Origin of the sequence: Solibaculum intestinale, assembly GCF_040096205.1 — a bacterium.
In the GTDB taxonomy this organism is placed as follows: Bacteria; Bacillota; Clostridia; order Oscillospirales; family Acutalibacteraceae; genus Solibaculum_A; species Solibaculum_A intestinale.
In genome coordinates this window covers 213,013-231,945 of record NZ_JBBMFD010000001.1, presented here as the reverse complement: position 1 = coordinate 231,945, position 18,933 = coordinate 213,013, and the positions used below count along the sequence as shown (strand labels likewise).

Here is an 18,933-nt window from a genome sequence, read left to right as displayed (position 1 = left end):
CATCAGGTACATAAAAATGGCCTTAAAAACCAATAAAGCCATGCTAATGGCCGAGAAATAAAACAGTGATTTTCTTCTGCAAGATGACATATTTGTGTTAAAATATACAAAAACACAATCGCAAATAAGAACAATTATAAGGATTTGTTGTTTTGTCCTTGATTTCATGCTATAATCTTTATTATATACAACGAAATTGAGGTGTCCGTCTTAGAGCTATGCGCGCTTTTTCTGTAAGAACGGACTACTCTTTCCTACAGCTTTTTCGTTACGCCTTTGTCGGCGGCGCTGTCGCTGTTTCTGATTTCGATACGCTTTATGTATTGATGAGTATGGGAAAGCGGATCATCTGGTGACAGCGCCTGCCGGCTTTTTGGTGAGTATAACCGGTCAATTAATTCGTTTCGAAAAAGTTTGTCTTTGCGCAGAAGAAAGCTCCGCCGGCGGATGAATTCATGGAATACACGGTCATTGGCGTCATCGGATTGGGAGTAACTGTTTATCTGTGTGCCAACCTTCTCGGGTTTTACATGATGTTTTCCAAGCTGATAGCGATTATACTGATGTTCTTCTGGAGTTTCCTCGCACGCCGCTTCATTCTTTACCGAAAACGAGCAAATCAGTAATACGGGAGAGATTGCTTTGAAAAAAATCGTCATTGTCGGCGCCGGGCCGGCCGGTCTGACCGCTGCCTTTGAGCTTTTGAAGGCGCCGGAGCAATACGAAGTGGTGATTCTGGAGGAATCCCAGGAAATCGGCGGCATCTCGCGCACGGTGCGATATCATGGAAACCGCATGGACATCGGCGGACACCGTTTCTTTTCCAAGGACAAGCGGGTGATGGACTGGTGGTTCTCCCTCATGCCGCTGCAGGGCGCCCCTTCTTTTGACGACTATGTGCTCGACCGTTCGAAGCCTTTAGCGGACCGTGGGCCCGACCCGGAGGAGGAAGACCGGGTTATGCTGGTGCGCGACCGGGTTTCCCGAATCTACTATAGGAAGAAGTTCTTCGATTACCCGGTGAGCCTTAAGGTGCAGACCTTGCGCAACATGGGCTTTCTGCAGACCATGGGTGCTGGCTTCAGTTATTTGAAATCACTCGTGTACAAACGAAAGGAACAATCTCTGGAGGATTTTTATGTAAACCGCTTCGGCAAAGTGCTCTACAGCATGTTCTTCGAGTCGTACACCGAGAAGGTCTGGGGCCGTCACCCTTCCCAAATGTCGGCAGAATGGGGTGCGCAGCGTGTAAAGGGATTATCCATTACAGCTGTTTTGAAGGACATGCTCCACAAAGCGTCTGGAAAAAAAGACGGCGGTCAGGTAGAAACTTCGCTGATTGAGCAGTTTTATTATCCCAAATTCGGCCCCGGCCAGCTTTGGGAGACGGCGGCGGCAGAAATCCTGAAAATGGGCGGAGAAATCCGTATGGGCTGCCCAGTTTCCGACGTGAAGGTGGAAAACGGCCGGATCGTTTCGGTTTCCTATCAAACGGAGAATGGAAAAAAAACCGTAGAGGGCGACGTATTTCTCTCTTCCATGCCGGTCAAAGACCTAGTGGCCAGCTTTTCCGGCACGCCGGTTCCCGCCGACGTTTTGAGAGTGGCGGCTGGTCTCCCCTATCGGGACTTTATTACGGTGGGTTTGCTGGTGGATAAGCTCAACCTGAAAAACGAAACTGCGATGTCCACCTTGGCGAACATTGTTCCGGACTGCTGGATTTATATCCAGGAACCCGAAGTTCACATCGGGCGACTGCAGATCTTCAACAACTGGTCTCCTTATCTGGTGGAGGACCCGGAACGCACAGTCTGGATAGGGCTCGAGTACTTTGCGAACGAAGGCGATGAGCTGTGGTCTATGCCGGAGGCGGAATTTATCTCGTTTGCCGCTTCAGAGCTTGAGAAAATTGGCATCATCAGCCAGGCAGACATTCGGGATTCCCATCTGGAGCATGTGAAAAAGGCCTATCCCGCCTACTTTGACACTTACGAAGAAATGGATAAGGTGGTCGGATATCTGGACGGAATTGAAAACTTGTTCTGCATCGGACGAAACGGCCAGCACCGATACAACAATATGGACCATTCTATGCTGACCGCCATGGAAGCGGTGAAGAACATTCGCGCCGGCGTATCTTCCAAGGAAAATGTTTGGAACGTCAATACGGAAAAAGAATATCACGAGCAGAAAAAAGCATAAGCTTGCAAAGCAAAAAAGCGCCGGAAATCCGGCGCTTTTTTGCTATTCCCCTGGAAATCCTTGCTTGCAGTCCATAAAGTTTCCTCCCATGTTTCTTTTCACGCGGTCAAAACTAACAGCGGAGGTGATTTTATGGCCACGGCCAATTGTATCCATTGCAGCAATCAGCAGGAAGCAGAAAAAATGCAGCAGTATTTCGATACCCTTCCCACCAATGTCCAGGAAACCATCAAGCAAAGCGGCATTGCGCTGCACAACGAACAGGAAATGAAAAACTGCGCGGAAAACTTCATGCATAACTAAAAACACAAAGGGCCCGTTTTGAAAACGGACCCTTTGCTGCTTTTGCTTATTCCTTTTCGAAGGCGTCTTTTCCGGCGCCGCACAGCGGACACGCGAAATCGTCCGGAACGTCCTCCCACTTAGTGCCGGGAGCGATCCCCTCATCGGGCGCGCCCTCCGCCTCATCGTAAACATAACCACAGATGGTGCATACGTATCTTGCCATACTCGTTGCCTCCTACCATTTGATTTGCTTTTCCGCCAAAAGCGGAGATTACCAGGTTTTGCTGAAGAAAAGTATACTATAACAGTACATGTTTGTAAAGAGGGATTATCAATAGAATTACAAATATTTCTTCAAATATGCGCCGGTATAGGAAGCTTTCACCTTTACCACCTCTTCTGGCGTACCGGTGGCCACAAGGGTCCCCCCCTTGTCCCCGCCTTCGGGGCCTAAATCAATGAGGTAATCGGCCGTTTTGATCACGTCCAGATTATGCTCGATGACCACCACCGTATTGCCGGAATCCACCAGCTTGTGCAGCACCTCAATGAGCTTGTGCACGTCGGCGGTGTGCAGGCCGGTAGTAGGCTCGTCCAAAATATAGATGGTCTTGCCAGTGGCTCGTTTGGAAAGCTCGGTGGCCAGCTTTACCCGCTGGGCCTCGCCTCCGGACAAAGTGGTCGCCGGCTGCCCCAGCTTCACATACCCAAGCCCCACGTCGAATAAGGTCTGCATCTTGCGCTGGATGCGCGGGATGTTTTCAAAAAAGCTCAGGCTTTCCTCCACCGTCATTTCCAGCACGTCGTGGATGCTCTTCCCCTTGAACTTGACTTCCAGTGTTTCCCGGTTGTAGCGCCGTCCCTTGCATACCTCGCAGGGCACATAGATATCCGGCAGAAAATGCATCTCAATTTTGATGATGCCGTCCCCCTGGCAGGCCTCGCACCTGCCTCCTTTGACGTTAAACGAGAAACGTCCAGCTGTAAAGCCCCTTACCTTTGCATCCTGTGTGGAAGCATACAGCTCCCGGATGTCGTTGAACACGCCGGTATAGGTGGCCGGATTGGAACGGGGCGTACGCCCGATGGGAGACTGGTCGATGTCTACCACCTTGTCGAGCGCGTCCACCCCTTCGATGCGGTCGTGGTCGCCGGGACGGGTGCGGGCGCGATTGAGCGTGTGGGCCAGGCTTTTATGGAGCACCTCGTTGACCAGAGAGGATTTTCCCGAGCCGGAAACGCCGGTGACGCAGGTGAAGGTGCCCAGCGGAATCTCCACGTCCAGATTTTTTAAGTTATTTTCCCTGGCTCCCACAATCCGCAGTTTTTTTCCATTTCCCTTACGGCGGGTCTCGGGCACGGGAATTTTCTTTTTCCCACTCAGGTATTGGCCCGTAATGGAGTTTTCGCAAGCCTTGATGTCCTCCACCGTTCCCGCGCAGACCACCTCGCCGCCGTGGATGCCGGCGCCCGGGCCGATGTCCACAATGTAGTCGGCGGCGTACATGGTATCCTCGTCATGCTCCACCACGATCAGGGTATTGCCCAGATCGCGCAGGTGCTTGAGAGTGGCGAGCAGCTTGTCGTTGTCCCTCTGGTGCAGGCCAATGGAAGGCTCGTCGAGAATATAGAGAACCCCCATCAGCGAGGATCCGATCTGGGTAGCCAGCCGGATGCGCTGGCTCTCTCCCCCCGACAAGGTACCGGAATTGCGGGTGAGAGTCAGGTATTCCAGCCCCACGCTTTGCAGAAAGCCCAGCCGCTCACAGATTTCCTTGAGAATCTGATGGGCGATCATTTGCTCCCGGTCGGTTAATTTCAGGTTGTGGATAAAGTCCAGCGCACTGCTCACCGACATGGAGCAAAGCGCGTGGATGTTGACTCCGCCGACCGTTACCGCCAGAGATTCCGGACGCAGCCGCTGGCCATGGCAGTCCGGACAGGGACGGGCGCTCATAAAGCCCTCAATTTCCTCTTTGGCCCAGGAACTGTTGGTCTCCCGGTACCGGCGCTCCAGGTTGTTGAGGATTCCTTCAAACGTGGCGTAATAGGTTCCCGAGCCATACTCGCTGACTCGAGTCATTTTAATCTTTTCGCCTTTGGTGCCGTAGAAGATCACATCGAGAACGTTCTTCGGCAGGTCTTTGACCGGCGTATCCAGCGAAAAGCCATAATGGGCGGCAAGGCCCTCGAAATACATCTGGGAAATGGTGCCCCCGTCGGCATTGCCCCAACCGGAGGCCTTGATGGCGCCGCCACGGATGGATTTGCTCTTATCCGGGATCACCAGGTCCGGGTCCACCTTCATAAAAATACCCATGCCGGTACAGGTGGGGCAGGCTCCGTAGGGGTTATTGAAGGAAAACATGCGGGGCGTCAGCTCGTCCACGCTGACGCCGTGCTCCGGGCAGGCATAATTCTGCGAAAAGGTCAATTCGTCCCCGCCGATCACGTCCACCACCGCAATTCCGCCGGAAAGCGCCGTGGCCGTTTCCACCGAATCGGCCAGCCGGCCCCGAATCTCCGGCTTGATCACCAGCCGGTCCACCACGATCTCGATGGTGTGCTTCTTGTTCTTTTCCAGCTGGATGGGCTCGGACAGGTCGTACAGATTCCCGTCCACCCGTACCCGGACATAACCCGACTTGCGCGCCGCTTCGAACTGCTTGACATGCTCTCCCTTGCGGCCTTTGACCACCGGCGCCAGAATTTGAATCCGGCTCTCCTCCGGCAGCGCCATCACCTGGTCCACAATCTGATCCACCGTCTGCTGCACGATCTCCCGGCCGCACACGGTACAGTGGGGAATGCCGATGCGGGCATACAAAAGGCGCAGGTAATCGTAAATTTCGGTGACCGTTCCCACCGTGGAACGGGGATTTTTCGAGGTGGTCTTTTGGTCGATGGAAATGGCGGGCGAAAGGCCCTCGATTAAGTCCACGTCGGGCTTTTCCATCTGCCCCAGAAACTGCCGGGCGTAAGAAGAAAGGGATTCCACATACCGCCGCTGCCCCTCGGCGTAAATGGTGTCAAACGCCAGGGAGGACTTTCCCGAACCGGAAAGCCCCGTAAACACCACAAGCTTGTCTCTGGGCACCGTCAGGTCCACATTTTTTAAATTGTGCTCCCGCGCACCCTTGATGTACAATTGATCCTTAGCCAAAGAAAGACCTCCACTCTGTCCTTATCATTTGCCCGATTCCAGCTGTTTGATTTTGTCCCGCAGGAAAGCCGCATGTTCAAACTCCAGAAGCTTGGCGGCTGCCTTCATTTCCTTGGTGAGCTGCTCGATCATTTTCTGGCGCTCGGCCTTGGTCAGGCGCTTGCCGCCCGCCTTTTTGCCGCTGGAAGCGGACTTGTCCTTCGGGGTGATTTCAATGATATCCGATACCTTCTTGACAATGGTTTTCGGGACAATTCCATGCGCCTCATTGTATGCCATCTGGATTTCCCGACGTCTAGCTGTTTCGGTCAGCGCCCGTTCCATGGACGGGGTCACCGAATCGGCGTACATGATGACCTGGCCCTCGGCGTTGCGCGCCGCCCGGCCGATGGTCTGGATCAGCGACGTTTCCGACCGCAGAAACCCTTCCTTGTCCGCGTCCAGAATGGCCACCAGGGAAACCTCCGGGATGTCCAGGCCTTCCCGCAAAAGGTTAATGCCCACCAGCACGTCGAATTCGCCCAGACGCAGGTCCCGCAAAATTTCCATACGCTCGATGGTGTCGATGTCGTGGTGCATATAGCGCACCTTGACCCCCATGTTTTCGAAGTACGTGGTTAGGTCCTCCGCCATTTTCTTGGTCAGTGTCGTTACCAGCACCCGCTCCTGCCGGGCGGCCCGGGCCACGATTTCGGTATAGAGATCGTCGATCTGCCCTTCGGTGGGCTTAACGATGACTTCCGGATCCAAAAGACCAGTGGGGCGGATGACCTGCTCGACGATCTGGGCGCTCTTCTCCCGTTCAAACGGACCGGGAGTCGCGCTGACGAACACCACCTGGTTGACACGTTCATAAAACTCGTCAAAGTTGAGGGGCCGGTTGTCGTAAGCGGAGGGCAGGCGGAACCCGTAGTCAATCAAGGTTTTCTTGCGCGCCCGGTCCCCCGCATACATGCCCCGCACCTGGGGGATGGTCACGTGGGACTCGTCCACAAACAGCAGATAGTCCTCCGGAAAATAATCGAGCAGCGTAAAAGGAGCGCTGCCCGCCGGCCGACCCGACAACACCCTCGAATAGTTCTCAATCCCCTTGCAAAATCCGATTTCCCGCAGCAGCTCGATGTCGTACCGGGTACGCTGCTCAATGCGCTGGGCTTCCAGAAGCTTGCCGTTCTCCCGGAAGAAACGCAGCTGGTCTTCCAGCTCCTTTTCCAGATCGCCAACCGCCCGTTCAATTTTTTCAGGCGGCACGATATAATGAGAAGCCGGATAGATGGCCGTGTGGCCGAGAAACCCTTTGAGCTCTCCGGTCAAAGGGTTGATTTCACTCAGGCGTTCAATTTCATCCCCAAAGAACTCCACCCGGATTACTGTCTCATCCGAATAAGCGGGGAAAATCTCCACTACGTCTCCCCGCACCCGAAACTTGTTGCGGACAAAATTGATGTCGTTTCGCTCATACTGGATGTCAATGAGCTTATCAAGCAGCTCGTCCCGGCTCTTTTGCATGCCTGGGCGCAGGGAAATAACCATGTTACGGTAATCAATCGGGTCGCCCAAGCTGTAAATGCAGGAAACAGATGCGACGATAATTACGTCCCGCCGCTCAGACAAAGCGGAGGTAGCAGAATGGCGCAGCTTGTCAATTTCGTCGTTGATGGCGGAATCCTTTTCAATATAGGTATCGGTAGACGGAATGTAGGCTTCCGGCTGATAATAATCATAATACGAAACAAAATATTCCACGGACGAAGTGGGAAAAAACTCCCGAAATTCGGTGCAAAGCTGGGCGGCCAAGGTTTTGTTATGAGCCAGAACCAAGGTCGGCTTTTGCACTTGTGCGATGATATTCGCCATGGTAAAGGTTTTGCCGGAGCCCGTTACGCCCAGCAGGGCCTGCTCCTTATCCCCTCTTTGAATGCCTTCCACCAGCTTTGCGATCGCCTGCGGCTGGTCACCGGTGGGTTTGTATTGGGATACCAATTGAAATTGATCGTTCATAGGCAAATTCTCCATGTATAAAGCTCGGCATTTCCAACATAATCCGCTTTGTGTCTCGATTTGTCCATGGTTTTCCGCGTTTGTTTCCAACAAATAAGAACGAATGTTCTGATGTTCATTCTACACCAGAACCCCTTGGATGTCAACCGATAAATTATAGCATATTTCGGCCACGCCGGCCCTTTTATTTGCTGGAAATCGCATCTTTTTTTCGCCGCAATTTCTGCAAAAATCCGGCCGATCAAAACTGCCATGTAATAGAGGCTTCTTTTTTGAGAAACACTATAGAGTATAATAAAACAAAAAGAGGAATGCGAATGAACCAGTTACACACGCAAAAATCTCCTTATCTGCTTCAGCACGCGGATAACCCCGTGGATTGGTTTCCCTGGGGCAAAGAAGCCTTCCAGAAGGCAAGGAACGAGGACAAACCAGTCTTTTTAAGCATCGGCTACTCCACCTGCCACTGGTGCCATGTGATGGCCCACGAATCCTTTGAGGATACTGAGGTGGCGGACCTGCTCAACCGGGACTTCGTCTCCATGAAGGTAGACCGGGAAGAACGGCCGGACATTGACGCTGTTTACATGGCGGTTTGTCAGGCGCTGACCGGCTCGGGCGGCTGGCCGCTTACGGTTATGATGACCCCGGAGCAGAAGCCGTTTTTTGCGGGCACGTATTTTCCAAAGCGCCGCCGTTATGGGCAGCCGGGGCTCATGGAACTTCTCAAACGGGTGGCCTTTCTCTGGAAAACCGACCGGGAGCAGCTGTTGGAGGCCGGGGATCAGATTACGGCAGCCATCGGACAGGGCCAGCCAACCGGCAGGCAGGAACCCGGCCGAGAGCTGTTGCACAAGGCATATCGGCTCTTTCACAGCCAATTTGACCGAATATGGGGCGGCTTTGGTCCGGCGCCAAAATTTCCAACTCCTCACAACCTGCTCTTTTTGATGCGCTATGCCAAGTTGGAACAGCAGCCAAACGCTCTCAATATGGCCGAAACCACGTTGCAGGCAATGGCCCGCGGCGGCATTCATGACCAGTTCGGCGGCGGGTTTTCCCGGTACTCCACCGATGAAACATGGCTGGCCCCGCACTTTGAAAAAATGCTCTACGACAACGCCCTGCTGCTTCTATCGTATCTGTATGCCTACCAGGCGACAGGAAAGGAAGCGTACGCAGACACGGCCCGCCGGACAGCCGGCTATATCCTCCGGGAGCTGACCGATCCGAGGGGCGGCTTCTACTGCGGGCAGGACGCGGACAGCGATGGCGTGGAGGGCAAATACTATGTTTTTACGCCGGATGAGGTACAATCGGTTTTGGGAGAAAAGGACGGCAAAGAAGTCTGCCGGCTTTATGGAATTGCCGAAGGCGGGAATTTCGAAGGAAAAAGCATCCCCAACCGGATTGGGCAGACAAAACCCCCTCTTTCGGCCGATGACAAGCGGCTGCAAAAACTCCTCCAATACCGCTTAAACCGTACCCGTCTTCATAAGGACGACAAGGTGCTGCTCAGCTGGAACGCATGGGCTATCCTTGCCCTTGCGAAGGCCGGCCAGGTCCTTGGAGAGGAAGCCTGCGGCAATGCGGCGGTGAAAGCGGTCCGGTTCCTTGAGAAAAGCATGACGGACGAGCGAAACCGGCTGTATCTGCGGTGGCGTGACGGGGAAGCCGCCCACGACGGACAGCTGGAGGACTACGCGGTTTACGCCCTGGCCATGACCGAGCTATACCGCCTGACCTTTTCGGTGCGCGACCTGGAGCAGGCGCTTTTGCGGGCGCGGCAGATGATGGAGCTTTTTGAAGACAAAGAGCACGGCGGATATTACATCACCGCCGCCGATGCCGAGCCGCTCATCGCCCGCCCGAAAGAAACCTATGACGGTGCAATCCCCTCGGGAAACGCGGTGGCCGCTATGGTGCTGCAGCGGCTTGCAGGATTGACCGGTGATCCGTTCTGGCAGGAGGCGGCCGACCGCCAGTTTACGTTTCTGGCAGGAGAAATCGAACGCTATCCGGCCGGACACAGCTTTTCCCTGCTTGCGCTGGCGGATGCCTTGTACCCCCATCGGGAGCTGATCTGTGTGAAAGACAAAGGCGTCCCGGAAGAACTTCGGCAATATCTCATGACACATCCGGCGGACGGCCTGTACATTCTGGTGAAGACAAGGGAAAATGCCCAAGCCCTCGCCAAATGCGCCCCCTTTACGGCCGGCTATCCGATACCGGAACATGGGGCGGCATGGTATCTATGCAAAAATGGTGCCTGCCAAGCTCCTGTTCAGGCGTTTCAGAATCTGCCCCTGGAGGAATAAAGTCGTCGATCCTGGTAGCACAAAGGCCGTCTCTTTTAAGAGGCGGCCTTTGTGCTTTTCCAAATTCAAAGATCATGGATTCTTTTGCTTATTGTGCATAATGGCATTGTGCAATTCCCGGTACAGCTGGTTTACATCAATGGGCTTTGGCACGAATCCGGTCATACCCGCCTCCAGCGCCGCTTGTACGTCCTCCTGGAACGCGTTCGCCGTCATGGCGATAATCGGGATCGTCCGCGCGTCCGGACGAGATAACGAACGGATCCGGCGGGCAGCCTCCAGCCCGTTCATCTGGGGCATCCGGATATCCATCAAAATGGCCTGGAAGGTTTCCGGTTTGCTTGTCTCAACGGCATCCAGAGCGGCTTTTCCATCGTTCACACGAACCACCTGCGCCCCCTGTACTTTGAGCAATTCGATGGCGATCTCTGCGTTGAGATCATTGTCCTCCGCAAGCAGTATTCGAATGCCCTGCAATACAAGCGCATCGTTAGGAACAGATTGATCACAAGCGGCGGGAGCAGGATCCGCCTGAGAAAGCGTAATGGAAAATGAAAACACGCTCCCCTCCCCCGGCTTGCTGTTGAGCTTCAGTTCCCCGCCCATTAGATGGACGATATTGCTGCTGATCGCAAGACCCAGACCGGTTCCCTGGCTTTTGGAGTCATGGGAACCTACTTGTTCGAAGCTTTCAAAAATTCGTTTCTGGTCTTTTGGTGCAATTCCTACGCCGGTATCCGCCACCTGGAAGGTAACGCGCGCATCCCCTTGCGGGGCGGTGTCTTCCACGGCAGACAGCGTCACCGTTCCTCCGGCCGGCGTAAACTTAAAGGCGTTGGAAAGCAAGTTCAGAATTACCTGGCGCAGCCGGGTCTGGTCACCCATTACCCATTCGCTGTGAATCGTCTGCTTAACCTGGAATCGCAACTTCCTGTTTTCCGCTTCCGTCTTCATCATGCTTTCCATTTCTGTGAGCATGCTTTTGACGGAAAAAGGTTCGCTTGCGATTTGCATTTTTCCATTTTCAATCCGGCTCATGTCCAAAATATCGTTGATCAGGCTGAGCAAATAGCGAGATGAGGATTTGACTTTTTCCATATTTTCCTGTGCTTTTTCCGGAAGCCCGTCTATGGTTTGGGTCAGCTCCGTAAGCCCCACAATGGCGTTCATCGGTGTACGGATTTCGTGGCTCATACGAGACAAAAAATCGCTTTTCGCCCGGTTGCCCGCTTCCGCTTTTTCCAGCTCGCCGCGCATGGCGGCCGCGTGCAGACGGGACTTTGCAACCACGATGACAACACCGAAAACCAAAAGCAGAAAAACCGTTACCACCGCAATCGCCAGTCCCGGATTTGCATATACGATGCTGGACAGAGTCATCCTCGACTCTCCGATGGAAATCAGGTTGCGGCTGTTGATTACCGTCTTTTCTTCATCAGTCAGATTGTTGACCGCTTTGTTGAGGATCGACAGCAACTCCGGCTGAGCCGGGCTTTTAAGGGCAAAGGTAATACCCTGGCTGTTGTTAACCAGATTCACCTGTACCAGATTGACAAAGTTGTTTTGCTGAATAATTTTTTCCAAACGGGCGGACAGGCCGTAGAAAAAATCCACCTTGCCGCTGTTGACATCCGCAAGCGCCTGTGTCATATCCGTATAATAGACCACTTCTTCTGCGATCACGTAATCGGGCAGTTTTTGCCCGTTGAGAACCGCTCCCACCAGATGGTCGGAAGGATATGTAGATTCCTTATTTCGTACCAAAATCGAATTGAGCTGCGCATAGGCTGCCGACAGCGCCAGATGCTGTTTATGAGCTTCCTCCTCCGCGTCCAGGAAAAAGCCAAGCAAATCGGCGTCCCCATTCTGGACCGCGGCAAGGGACTCCCCATAGCTGTCGTAATACAAATAAGTAAACGCCAACCCGGAATATGCAGAGATTTCTTTGAAAACATCCGCCGTAAAGCCGTCGTGACTATCGGCGTTATTCAGGCAAAACAGAGGATGCCAGTCATACGGAATCGCGACTGTCACCGTTTCCTTGCTCCGCACATAGGCCTGTTCTTCCGCGGTTAAAACAGGGTTTACATTGCCTGTGTTCGGAAAGTTCTTTTCATAAACCTTTTTGTTAAAATTGGGGTCCGCATCATATATTTTTTCCAGTGCGCGGTTGAGCGCATCCAGCGTCTCCGGATCCTCCGGCCGGGTCACAATGTAATGGGGCTGGGAATCGAAAGCAGCCGCTACATAAAACTCGCCTCCCGGTGCCGTGCTGCTTCCCAGCAGCAAATCCACCTCGCCGCTCTCCAGGTACCGGTTTAAGCTGCCCGTCTCATGAAGCTGCTCATAACTGTAATATTTAAGTTCACAATCCAGATTATTCAGTTCCAGATAAATCTGAAGGCGGCGGATATTCTCTTTTGCCCGGTCAAAAACGCCGATGGTCTTTCCATTGAACGTGTTGAGATCATAGCTTTTGATGGCGGAATCATCCCGCCGTGCCAACAAAACCAGTTTGCTGTACCCGCAGTTATACTCCGGATATCCGTAATACGTTTCCAGACCTTCTATGTAATACTGTCCGCCCATCAGGTCAAAGGCGCCCGCTTCAAACGACTCCATAATGTTGTTGTTTTCTACCGGAACATACTCATAGCTCCATCCTGTGTACTTGGCCACCTCATTGAGAATATCCACCACCAACCCCACAGGTTCCCCCTCCGGTGAAGTCGCAGTATATCCCTCCAGCTGGGGAAACGCCACACGAAGGACTTTTTGTTCTTCTTTCGCGGCATAGGAAGCAATGGGAGTAATCAGAATCCAGAATAAAAATACAGAGAAAAAGACCAATGCGGCTCTTTTCCCATTTCTGCAAGTACCATGTTCCATTGGTGTACCTCTTCTCTCTTGTTGCCTCCTATAACATCCCGCCGCCTTGAAGCATATTTGATTTTGTTTATTATAGCATATCCACATCCTTTGAGGAATGATATTCTTACTTAAGTTTTTGGGGAAAAGAACGCTTTGATCCAAAATCCGGTTGCTCTTTCGGATTATACGTGTTTAATCATAAAAAGGACATGCAGGAGGGCCGTTTCGGCTGTCCTACATGTCCTTATCTAAATTTTCATATACTGGCGGAGAAATCCTGGTTTCATTCGGACTCTTCGTACACTTCCTTGGCCAAACGCAAAGCCGCCCAAGCCTTAGGCCACCCTGCATAAAAGGCGGCATGGGTCAAGAGCTCCGCCATTTCTTCTTTGGAAACGCCGTGATTCTTTGCATTCTGGATATGAAACTTCAGAGAACAGTCGAGAATGCCGCTTGCCATAAGAGCCGTAACCGTTACGATGCTCCGGTCCCTGGCAGACAGCTGCTCTTCCCTCGCCCATACTTCTCCGAACAGCACATCGTCATTGAGCTGCGCAAACTTCGGCGCAAATTCGCCAAGTTCCTCTCTTCCGGCTGTTACCTTCTTCATTGCCCATCCCTCATGCTTTCCTTCAAAATTGCTACAATTTCCTCATGTGACAGGGTCTTGTACCCGCCGTCCATGATAAACGAGCCTTCCGCGATGCCGTCGAGCATCTCGTTGGTAACACCCAGTTCCCGGATGTTCATAACCAGGCCGATTTCCTTCATATACGCTTCCATGCGGTCGAGGCCTTCCTTGGCGATTTCTTCGTCGCTCTTCCCCTCCGGGGTGACGTCCCATACATTTACCGCGTATCTTTTGAACTTCGCAAGCCCATAGGGCAGAATATACCGGTAATAGGGAATGGAAACGGCGGACAGGGTCATGCCGTGGGTCGCGTCGGTGAAGGCGCCGATGGACTGGCCGATCATATGCACCATCCAGTCGGTGGTTTTTCCTTTCGCCACAAGGGTATTCAGCGCCCAGGTGGCAGTCCACATAATGTTGCTTCGCGCCTCATAATCGGTTGGGTTTTTCACGGCGATTCTGGAGCTGTGAATCAAAGAGCGCAGCAGGCCCTCCATGATATAATCGGAGGTATTGTCGTCCTCGCCGGAAAAGTACTGCTCCAGGATATGAGACATGATGTCAAAGAAGCCGGCCGTCATCTGATAGGCGGGCAGCGTAAACGTAAAGGTTGGGTTTAAAATTGAAAATTTCGGAAAGACATTGTCGCCGAACACATGGCCGATTTTCCGCTTCTGCTCATGATTGGTGATGACGCTGCCGCCGTTCATTTCCGAGCCGGTGCCGACCATGGTCAGCACGCAGCCAACCGGGATGATTTTGTTGTCCACATCTTCCATACGCAGGTAATATTTCTCCCACGGATCTTCTTTACAGTAGGTGGAAACAGAGACTGCCTTGGCATAATCACACACGGAGCCGCCGCCGACCGCAAGAATCAGGTCCACATGGCCCTCCTTCGCCCTGCGGCATCCCTCATAGAGCTTTTCCACGGTGGGGTTGGGCATGACGCCCGCATCCTCGTAAATTTCCTTGCCCGCGGCCTTCAGGATCTCCACCACTTGCTCATAAATTCCATTTTTCTTGATCGAGCCGCCGCCGTAAACCAGCAGCACGTTTTTGCCGTAGTTTTTCAGTTCCTCACTTAGACCGTGCAGCGCGTCTTCTCCAAAATACAATTTGGTTGGATTGGAATAACAAAAGTTTCCTAACATCACGCATTCCTCCTAGTTATTATTTTATCCATTCAAGGATCCCAGGTCAGCTTACCGTTTCTGACAGCGACTTCATAGCGGCTGATTTTATCATTGAGCCGGGCAAGCGTCTGGTCAATCTGGCTGCGCTGCCTTAGCAGATTTTCCTTTTGCTCCACCAACAGCTGCAGCCTTGCCGGAATGGTAGCGTCGCCCTCCTGATAGAGGCGCACATATTGGATCATGGCTTCCACTGGAAGTCCCGCGCTCCTCATGCACTTAGCGAGCTCCACCCATTTCAGGTCCGCTTCCTGATAATCCCGGATTCCTCCGGCGGTACGGGTCACGGCGGGGATCATTCCCACCCGCTCATAGTACCGCAGGGTGTCCGTCGTAATTTGGTACGCTTCGCTGACTTCTTTGATCGTCACCTTGTCATCCTCCACAAGCTTTTGAGTGCCAAAGTTCTTTAAGCGATAAACCATCCTGTAAGCCAGTGCCGGGCTTCGTGCGCATCCAGCCTTATTCCAAGACAGCCTTTTCTCAGCTGAGCGAGGTCAGAAATTCCACCGTCGCAGGGTCCTGGTGAGAAAGAAACGCACTGGTACCCTGGTCGAGAGCACGGATTTCTTCCATGTCCGTATCGCAAAGGGTAAAGTGAAACACGTCGATGTTTTCCGCCATCCGCGCCCGATGGGTGGTCTTGGGAATCACCACTACACCGCTTTGGATCAGAAAGCGAAGAATGACCTGTGCGACGGTTTTTCCGTATTTGTCCGCAATTCCTTTGAAGACTGGGTTTGTAAACATTCCCTTTTTGCCTTCTGCAAAGGGACTCCAGGATTCATGCTGCACCCCATATTTCTCCATGATCGCATGGGCATCGGGCTGTTGCATAAACGGATGGGTCTCCACCTGATTGACCGCAGGTTTGATCTCGACGAATTTGCACAGGTCCACCAGCCGGTCTGGATAGAAGTTGGACACACCGATGGCACGCAGCTTACCGGCCCGATAGGCTTCTTCCATAGCGCGGTAGGTGCCGTAGTAGTCGTTGAAGGGCTGATGGATGAGCATCAGGTCGATGTAATCGGTTTTCAGCTTGCGAAGGGATTGCTCAATGGAAGCTTTCGCTTTTTCATAGCCCGCGTTGGAAATCCACACCTTCGTTGTCAGAAACAGTTCCTCCCTGGGAACACCGCATTTTGAAATGGCTTCACCTACCCCTCCTTCGTTGTGGTAGGCTTGGGCCGTGTCGATGGAGCGATATCCCACATCAATGGCATTAGAGACGCAGCGCTCGCATTCCCTAGGATCCACCTGATAGACACCATAGCCCAGCACCGGCATTCTGACTGCATTATTCAAGGTTACGTATTCCATAAAAAGTCCTCCAGATTCGTTGGTCTCTCCATGCTTGGAAGGTATGCCAGGCTTGACCTGCCTGCAAACCGCGAACTGCCTGCAAGGTTTTTACCGCTTGAGGTTACGCCAATCACCTGCCTTTTCCGAAATCCAGTATAGTCCTTGGAGTTGACTCTAAGTCAAGAACTTTTTTCAATAAATTTTGGAAGCCCGCTTTTTGCCGTATTCTCAGAGCAAAACAGCCGTGGAACAGATGCTTTTTCGCGTCTGCTCCACGGCCGTTTTGCTTTATTGTTTGCGTTTCCAATGTTGCGAAAGACCGGTATGTTTTATCATTCCCGCCGTTATACTTCTTCCCCCTGTCCCCGATTTCCAGAGGCATACGGTCCCATGCAAACGTCGATGACTTCTCTGACCGGCTGGACCAGCGCCTCTTCGTACCGGCATTCCCACTGGATTGCACGGTTCATTTTCCCATCTTTCATTCCGTCAATGGTATCGCCGTCCTGAATGGGATTATCGTTGTCAAGCAGGTAGGAAGCCATGTGATAGGCATGGTTGACCACCCAGTTGGGATCCATACCATGAAAGTGGTACTGCACATCCGGCAAAAACAGCGTGCCCATTCCCACGGTGTCCACCAGCATGTCGCCGGTACCCTGGATATGAAAAAAGCGGGCGTTGACGGCAAAATAGACAAAGCGGGCCTCACTAGGGATTTGGTGTCCGCGGATGCGCGCTATCGGAAAGAGCTTGCCGGAGGCTTGAAAATAAACGGCCTCACAAGCGGGATACAGTTCCACAAGGGCTTCCATAAAATCCATATCCATCTGTGCCCGCTCCTTGGCGGACAGGCCCGCCGCCAGCAAGTCGGTGGCAATCACCTGGTATTGGCATTCAGCGAAAATCCGGTCCCGGTCCTCCATGCAGTCCCACATCTGGCTTTTTTGAAACGCATCGAAGTCGGCGCCGCAAAAGGAAGAGCAGCTGGTAATCATCAGCTGGGGAGGAACCGCTCCGTCCTTAAACTGGGAATGGTAATTCTGCGCGGCAAAGCCTGCGCCTTTTTCATCGTGCCAAAAGCATTCCACTGGACCGAGCCGCCGCGTCATCACGGAGCACATCCGTTCCTTGTCCGGCAGCTGTGCCGGCTCCCGGAAAAGCAGCTGCATCAAAAAGGGGCCGCCCGGCCGGGCTTCCTTCTTGAAATCCTGCTCAAAAACCTGCTCTTGCTGATCCATGGTCGTTTCTCCTTTCCGAATCAAGGCGGCCTGTCCCCGCGGCTGCGTGCGCAGCCTTCCCGTTTATCCCATCCAAATGGCCGGGAGAATGGCGGCGGACCTTTTGTATTCTTTCCAAGGCCCGGTAAAAGGGTGCTCCATACCCAGGCCTATTCTGTTTGTGCTTCCTCCTTTTTCAGTAGAACGCCGCCCACGTTGCGGCGGAAGGTATGAAACGACGCCCAGGGCACGGGGCTGTCCTTCAAAAAGTCCGCCGCCGCAGAAAGAACCCGCGGCAGGTCCCAGGCGATAAAGTCCAAATACCCGCAGAATATCCCGGTGGCTCCGCCCAGAAAGGTAATCGCATCCTCCCCCGCCGCCTTGCGGACGGCGGCTTCCAGCGCATCGCGAAAATCCAGCACCGCCTTGCCTCGTTCCTCTTCCTTTTCAAAGCAGTCCAGCGGATAAAGGAAAAAGCCTGGCACCGCGCCGTCGAGATGAAACGCGTCCATGGTTTCGCTGTCCCCTCTCAGATACTCGTTGATCAAAACCGGGCAGCGGGTAACGCCCGCGTACACGTCCAAACGCCAGTCCGCATCCGGATCCTGCTGAGGTTCCATTTCATAAGCGATGTATCCGTTTTCCAGAAACTGCTCCGGATTCCCCGCGAGGTCTAAACCCATGGCTTCTAGCGTTTGAGGCAGGCAGTCCATAGAAATTCCCGGCTCGTCCCGCGGCGCATCCAGTACGTCAAAATTCTCAACCAGCGCCATCGCCTGAATTTCTCCCAATACCTGGTCGAGCAGGATGGACAGCATCCACCAGGCTTTGCCTTCGTCCTCTTTGAGCATGGGCAGCAGCTTTTCACAGAAAAGCGCCAGGGAAACCTGGCCGTTTTCCGTTGTCTTCGCCCATACCTGCACATCCTTCCCCGCGATTTCCTGCCCGAACGCCCGCAGCCCAAAGCCTTGGGAAGGCTGCCGGCCCACCAGCACGTTCCAACGCTCCAGAAGGGATTGAGGGGCCCGGCGCTGAAAATAGACCAATTCAAAAAGTTTGGCGCGGTTTCCTTCCGGGGTCAGGATGAGCTCGTACTTTTCCCCGTTGAAGCCCAGCTCAAAGGCGATATCGTGAAAGGCGGGAGCCAGCAGCTTTTCGCACTTGGCGATCAGCTCTTCGCCCACAGCGGCCTGTTTTTTCTGGTCAAGCAGCTTGCGCAGTTCCTCCTCGCCTTGCAGAAATGCTGTCCAGCTTTCCTCTGTCCGCTGCCGGAACGTCTTCTCAAACCGGGGCGCCGCCAGCCGGCGGCGGCAGTCGTCTATGAATTCCTGGGTATCCGCATCGCCTGGCCGGGCTTCAAGCGCTTTCTCGAAGTGGCGAAGGGCCGGACCCTCTTCATCCAGGTAATAATAGGCGTAGGCGATGCGGTAATTCCAATTGTGTTCGTCCTGAAAGTGCTCCTCCACCGATTTGAGCAGCTCCACCGCACGTTCAAACTGTACCCGGTCCCCCACCTGGGCCCGGTTGTTATACGCCCGCGCCAGCTCGCTGACCAGCGCCGGCGTCTTCTCCGCCTCCGGCAGCGCTTCGATGGCGTCGATGATGGCTCGATATTCCTCTTTTTCATTCCAGATTTCACACTGCTTCATTAGGTCCATAGTTGCATCCTCCTTGTTTTGCGCCGCCTGGCAGTTTTTGAGTTGTCCTTAGGGTCCGCCTCTAACCGTCCTGACTGCCCTGCGGT

General features: G+C 53.4%; 14 protein-coding genes. 3 read left to right on the top strand and 11 right to left on the bottom strand.

Going from position 1 to position 18,933, the window contains the following annotated elements; all coding sequences use genetic code 11:
- Positions 1 to 254 precede the first annotated feature (254 nt).
- Positions 255 to 659 carry a hypothetical protein gene (locus WMO26_RS13655; RefSeq protein ID WP_349217681.1) on the bottom strand — a complete coding sequence of 135 codons (405 nt, stop codon included), beginning with the start codon at positions 657 to 659 and terminating at the stop codon, positions 255 to 257.
- Between WMO26_RS13655 and WMO26_RS01030 the strand changes: the two genes are divergently transcribed.
- Together WMO26_RS01030 and WMO26_RS01025 are read left to right on the top strand one after the other, a co-directional pair.
- A complete protein-coding gene (locus WMO26_RS01030; protein WP_349217680.1) occupies positions 643 to 2,202 on the top strand; it encodes an NAD(P)/FAD-dependent oxidoreductase in 1,560 nt (519 codons plus the stop codon). The two genes, WMO26_RS13655 and WMO26_RS01030, sit on opposite strands and share 17 nt — an antisense overlap.
- Positions 2,203 to 2,334: 132 nt before the next feature.
- Positions 2,335 to 2,505 (top strand): hypothetical protein, encoded by a 171-nt coding sequence (locus WMO26_RS01025; protein WP_349217679.1) that lies wholly within the window; start codon positions 2,335 to 2,337, stop codon positions 2,503 to 2,505.
- Between the two features lie 46 nt (positions 2,506 to 2,551).
- On the opposite strand, the gene WMO26_RS01020 is transcribed toward WMO26_RS01025, so the two are convergent.
- The 3 genes from WMO26_RS01020 to uvrB all read right to left on the bottom strand — a co-directional run bounded on the left by WMO26_RS01020 (position 2,552) and on the right by uvrB (position 7,651).
- Positions 2,552 to 2,710, bottom strand: a complete 159-nt coding sequence (locus WMO26_RS01020; RefSeq protein WP_349217678.1) for a rubredoxin — start codon at positions 2,708 to 2,710, stop codon at positions 2,552 to 2,554.
- Between the two features lie 117 nt (positions 2,711 to 2,827).
- Positions 2,828 to 5,650 carry an excinuclease ABC subunit UvrA gene (gene uvrA, locus WMO26_RS01015; RefSeq protein WP_349217677.1) on the bottom strand — a complete coding sequence of 941 codons (2,823 nt, stop codon included), beginning with the start codon at positions 5,648 to 5,650 and terminating at the stop codon, positions 2,828 to 2,830.
- A gap of 24 nt (positions 5,651 to 5,674) precedes the next feature.
- Positions 5,675 to 7,651, bottom strand: coding sequence for an excinuclease ABC subunit UvrB (gene uvrB / locus WMO26_RS01010; protein ID WP_349217676.1), 1,977 nt, complete (start codon positions 7,649 to 7,651; stop codon positions 5,675 to 5,677).
- A 317-nt stretch (positions 7,652 to 7,968) separates the two neighbouring features.
- Here uvrB and WMO26_RS01005 point away from each other — a divergent pair, with 317 nt between their 5' ends.
- Positions 7,969 to 9,969, top strand: a complete 2,001-nt coding sequence (locus tag WMO26_RS01005; protein WP_349217675.1) for a thioredoxin domain-containing protein — start codon at positions 7,969 to 7,971, stop codon at positions 9,967 to 9,969.
- Positions 9,970 to 10,041: 72 nt separating this feature from the next.
- Here the strand turns inward: WMO26_RS01005 and WMO26_RS01000 are convergent, their stop codons facing one another.
- The 7 genes from WMO26_RS01000 to WMO26_RS00970 all read right to left on the bottom strand — a co-directional run bounded on the left by WMO26_RS01000 (position 10,042) and on the right by WMO26_RS00970 (position 18,847).
- Positions 10,042 to 12,858: an ATP-binding protein gene (locus WMO26_RS01000; protein WP_349217674.1), complete on the bottom strand. Its 2,817-nt coding sequence runs from the start codon at positions 12,856 to 12,858 to the stop codon at positions 10,042 to 10,044.
- Between the two features lie 265 nt (positions 12,859 to 13,123).
- Positions 13,124 to 13,450 carry a carboxymuconolactone decarboxylase family protein gene (locus WMO26_RS00995; protein WP_349217673.1) on the bottom strand — a complete coding sequence of 109 codons (327 nt, stop codon included), beginning with the start codon at positions 13,448 to 13,450 and terminating at the stop codon, positions 13,124 to 13,126.
- Complete coding sequence (locus tag WMO26_RS00990) at positions 13,447 to 14,625, bottom strand: iron-containing alcohol dehydrogenase (protein WP_349217672.1); 1,179 nt, start codon at positions 14,623 to 14,625, stop codon at positions 13,447 to 13,449. Before WMO26_RS00990 ends, WMO26_RS00995 begins: the two co-directional genes overlap by 4 nt.
- Before the next feature lie 32 nt (positions 14,626 to 14,657).
- Positions 14,658 to 15,035 (bottom strand): MerR family transcriptional regulator, encoded by a 378-nt coding sequence (locus WMO26_RS00985; protein ID WP_349217671.1) that lies wholly within the window; start codon positions 15,033 to 15,035, stop codon positions 14,658 to 14,660.
- Between the two features lie 112 nt (positions 15,036 to 15,147).
- Complete coding sequence (locus tag WMO26_RS00980; protein WP_349217670.1) at positions 15,148 to 15,987, bottom strand: aldo/keto reductase; 840 nt, start codon at positions 15,985 to 15,987, stop codon at positions 15,148 to 15,150.
- A 326-nt stretch (positions 15,988 to 16,313) separates the two neighbouring features.
- A complete protein-coding gene (locus WMO26_RS00975; RefSeq protein ID WP_349217669.1) occupies positions 16,314 to 17,210 on the bottom strand; it encodes a DUF4261 domain-containing protein in 897 nt (298 codons plus the stop codon).
- 149 nt (positions 17,211 to 17,359) lie between these two features.
- A complete protein-coding gene (locus tag WMO26_RS00970; RefSeq protein ID WP_349217668.1) occupies positions 17,360 to 18,847 on the bottom strand; it encodes a tetratricopeptide repeat protein in 1,488 nt (495 codons plus the stop codon).
- Between the last annotated feature and the right edge of the window lie 86 nt (positions 18,848 to 18,933).

Excerpts from the sequence above, each read along its gene's own strand:
- WMO26_RS13655 (WP_349217681.1), bottom strand. The coding sequence starts at position 659 with ATGACGATTTTTTTCAAAGCAATCTCTCCCGTATTACTGATTTGCTCG.
- WMO26_RS01025 (WP_349217679.1), top strand. The coding sequence starts at position 2,335 with ATGGCCACGGCCAATTGTATCCATTGCAGCAATCAGCAGGAAGCAGAA.
- WMO26_RS01020 (WP_349217678.1), bottom strand. The coding sequence starts at position 2,710 with ATGGCAAGATACGTATGCACCATCTGTGGTTATGTTTACGATGAGGCG.
- uvrB (WP_349217676.1), bottom strand. The coding sequence starts at position 7,651 with ATGAACGATCAATTTCAATTGGTATCCCAATACAAACCCACCGGTGAC.
- WMO26_RS01005 (WP_349217675.1), top strand. The coding sequence starts at position 7,969 with ATGAACCAGTTACACACGCAAAAATCTCCTTATCTGCTTCAGCACGCG.
- WMO26_RS01000 (WP_349217674.1), bottom strand. The coding sequence starts at position 12,858 with ATGGAACATGGTACTTGCAGAAATGGGAAAAGAGCCGCATTGGTCTTT.
- WMO26_RS00995 (WP_349217673.1), bottom strand. The coding sequence starts at position 13,450 with ATGAAGAAGGTAACAGCCGGAAGAGAGGAACTTGGCGAATTTGCGCCG.
- WMO26_RS00990 (WP_349217672.1), bottom strand. The coding sequence starts at position 14,625 with ATGTTAGGAAACTTTTGTTATTCCAATCCAACCAAATTGTATTTTGGA.
- WMO26_RS00980 (WP_349217670.1), bottom strand. The coding sequence starts at position 15,987 with ATGGAATACGTAACCTTGAATAATGCAGTCAGAATGCCGGTGCTGGGC.
- WMO26_RS00975 (WP_349217669.1), bottom strand. The coding sequence starts at position 17,210 with ATGGATCAGCAAGAGCAGGTTTTTGAGCAGGATTTCAAGAAGGAAGCC.
- WMO26_RS00970 (WP_349217668.1), bottom strand. The coding sequence starts at position 18,847 with ATGGACCTAATGAAGCAGTGTGAAATCTGGAATGAAAAAGAGGAATAT.